The sequence below is a fragment of the Streptomyces sp. URMC 124 genome, from assembly GCF_051386455.1.
Classification (GTDB): domain Bacteria; phylum Actinomycetota; class Actinomycetes; order Streptomycetales; family Streptomycetaceae; genus Streptomyces.
In genome coordinates this window covers 1-2,648 of record NZ_JBPQTS010000301.1, presented here as the reverse complement: position 1 = coordinate 2,648, position 2,648 = coordinate 1, and the positions used below count along the sequence as shown (strand labels likewise).

Sequence of the window (2,648 nt, the reverse complement as noted above, 5' to 3'; positions counted from 1 at the left end):
GTGCCACCGGCGGGGCGGGGGCGGGCGGCGCGGACGGCGCCGGGTCCGCGGCCCGCCCGGCCGCCGCCGTGGTCGTGGTGCGGTCCGCCGCGTCGTCCCAGGGGCCGGGCGCGGGGGTACGGTGCTGCTCCGCCGCGGACAGGGAGGCGGTCTCCGCCTCGGCCGCGGGCTCGCGCAGGATCTGCTCGGCCAGGTCGGCCGGGGGCCGCACGGCGGGGTCCTTCGCGAGCAGCGTCTCGATGAGCCGGGTGAGGGCGCCCGCACGGCGCGGCGGCTCCAGGGGGTCCATGGCGATCGCGTAGGCCGTCTCGACCGCCGTGTCCTTGCGGAACGGCGGGCGGCCCTCCAGTGCCTGGTACAGCGTCGCGCCGAGCGCCCACAGGTCGGAGGCCGGGCCGGGCTTGGCGCCCTTGACGCGCTCGGGCGCGATGTAGTCGATCGAGCCGACCATCTCGCCGGTCTTGGTGAGGGTGGAGGTGCCGGTGGACTGGGCGATGCCGAAGTCGGTGAGGACGACGCGGCCGTCGTGGCCGAGCAGGACGTTGCCCGGCTTCACGTCGCGGTGCAGCACCCCGGCCGCGTGGGCGGCGCGCAGAGCCGCGATCATGCCGCGCCCGATGCGGGCGGCCTCGTCCGGAGTGACGGTCCCGTGCTTGAGGACGTCGCCGAGCGTCCTGGAGGGCACGTACTCCATGACGATGCACGGCAGGCCCCGGTCGTCGACCACGTCGTGGACCACGACCACATTGGGGTGGTTGATCCGGGCGGCGCTGCGGGCCTCGCGGCGGGTGCGCTCGTAGAGCGTGGCGAGCTCGTCGTCGTCCAGGTAGGGCGAGACGTGGAGCTGCTTCAGTGCCACCTGACGGTCCAGCAGCTCGTCCTGGGCGCGCCAGACCGTGCCCATCCCGCCGCGGCCTATCCGGTCGAGGAGGCGATACCGCCCGGCGACCAGCCGACCGGTGTCCGGCCCCGGCCCGGACACCGCCTGTCCGGACACTGACCCATCCACCCCGAAGCCCTCCGGTTCCCCTGCTGTGCTGTGTCGCGACACGATATACGGCACCTTCTCAGGGGCGATCTCAGGGAACGGCCAGGGTTGCCGGGTGTGCCACAAGCGCGTTCCGATTGACACCATGTCCATATGACCGACACACCCAACACCCAGGACGCGCATCAGGCGGGTCCGGTTCACGGTGATCCGCAGGATGCCCGGCCGCCGCTGCGGCGCAGCCGTGAGCACAAGGTGGTGTCCGGCGTGTGCGGCGGCCTCGGCCGCTTCTTCGACGTCGATCCGGTGATCTTCCGGGTGGTGCTCGGCGTGCTGTCGGTGTCCGGTGGCCTGGGTCTGATCCTCTACGGCTTCGCCTGGCTGCTGATCCCCCTGGAGGGCGAGGAGGACAACGAGGCCCGGCGGATGCTCTCGGGCCGTGTCGAGGGCCCGGCGCTGACGGCGGTGCTGTGCGCGCTGGTGGGCTGCGGCCTGTTCCTGTCGATGCTCAACAACAGCGCGGTGATGTCGTTCGCGCTGATGCTGACCATAGTGATGGCCGGTGCGGCCTACTGGTCCCACCACCGGCACGAGCCCGAGGCCGAGGCGTCCCCCGACGCGGCCCAGAGGACGCAGAAGGCGCAGAAGACGGCGGCTCCCCCGCCCGAGACGTTGGCCCCGCCCGCCCCCGGCGGCCCCTCCTGGTGGCGCGACCCGATCATCAAGGACGGCACGACGGGCCCGATGGGCGCCGAGACCGGCTATCTGTGGGGCCCGGACGACGCCCCGCAGGACGAGCGCGAGCACGCCCCCGTCCGCCCCCGCCCGGCCCGCGCCGGTACGCCGCTCGGCGGCTGGACGTTCCTGGCGGCCGTCGTCGCCTTCTGCCTCGGCGCCGGCCTCACCTGGCGCCACCACCCGCTCGGCACCTGCCTGGAGACCGGCCTGGCCTGCGCCCTCGCCGTCTTCGGCCTCGGCATCGCCGTCAGCTCCCGCTACGGGCGCACCGGCGGCGGCACGGTCGTCGCCGCCGTCCTGACGGCCGCCCTGCTGGCGGGCGCGGCCGCCCTGCCCAAGTCGGTCTCCACCGAGTGGACGCACACCACCTGGCGCCCGGACACCGCCGCCGCGGTGCGCGGGGACTACCGCGTGGGCAGCGGCGTGGGCGTCCTCGACCTCACGGGCCTGTCCTGGCGGGGCGCGGGCGCCCCCGTCGCCACCCGCGCCGAGGTGGGCGCGGGCCGGCTCAAGCTGGTCCTCCCCGAGGACGTCACGGCGCGGATCACCCTGGACGTGGGCGTCGGCGACATCCGCCTGCCCGGCGAAGCGCGCGACGACGTCGACGTCCGGCCGGGCCAGAAGAAGCGGATGACGCTGGAGCCCCCGGCCGGGAAGCCGTCCCGCGGAACGCTGGAGATCCTGCTCAAGGTCGGTATCGGTCAGGTGGAGGTGGACCGTGCGTCGTCATGACTTCGAGCCGGGCAAGCTGGTCGTCGGGCTGGTGCTGCTGGGGTGCGCCGCCGCGTATCTGGGGGCGGCCCGGGGTGATCTGCACTTCCCTTCGTACGCGCTGCTGCCGGTGCTGGGAGCGGGGTTCTGCCTGGCGGGCGTGGTGTCGTCCGTGGCCTTCGCCGTCCGGCGGAGGCCGTCTCTTATACAC

3 protein-coding genes are annotated in these 2,648 nt (G+C 74.2%); 2 read left to right on the top strand and 1 reads right to left on the bottom strand.

Features of this window, described 5'->3' with window-relative positions; all coding sequences use genetic code 11:
- On the bottom strand, positions 1 to 904 hold a 904-nt coding region (locus ACSNOG_RS32465), incomplete at its 3' end, for a serine/threonine-protein kinase (protein WP_436756292.1).
- Positions 905 to 1,141: 237 nt separating this feature from the next.
- On the opposite strand from ACSNOG_RS32465, the gene ACSNOG_RS32460 reads away from it, so the two are divergent.
- On the top strand, positions 1,142 to 2,458 hold the full coding sequence (locus tag ACSNOG_RS32460; RefSeq protein WP_436756291.1) for a PspC domain-containing protein: 1,317 nt from the start codon (positions 1,142 to 1,144) through the stop codon (positions 2,456 to 2,458).
- Positions 2,445 to 2,648, top strand: a 204-nt coding sequence (locus tag ACSNOG_RS32455) for a hypothetical protein (protein WP_436756290.1), incomplete at its 3' end; no start/stop codon positions are given. The genes ACSNOG_RS32460 and ACSNOG_RS32455, both read left to right, overlap by 14 nt.

What these genes read in the sequence shown, in the direction of transcription:
- ACSNOG_RS32460 (WP_436756291.1), top strand. Translation starts at nt 1,142, where the DNA reads ATGACCGACACACCCAACACCCAGGACGCGCATCAGGCGGGTCCGGTT.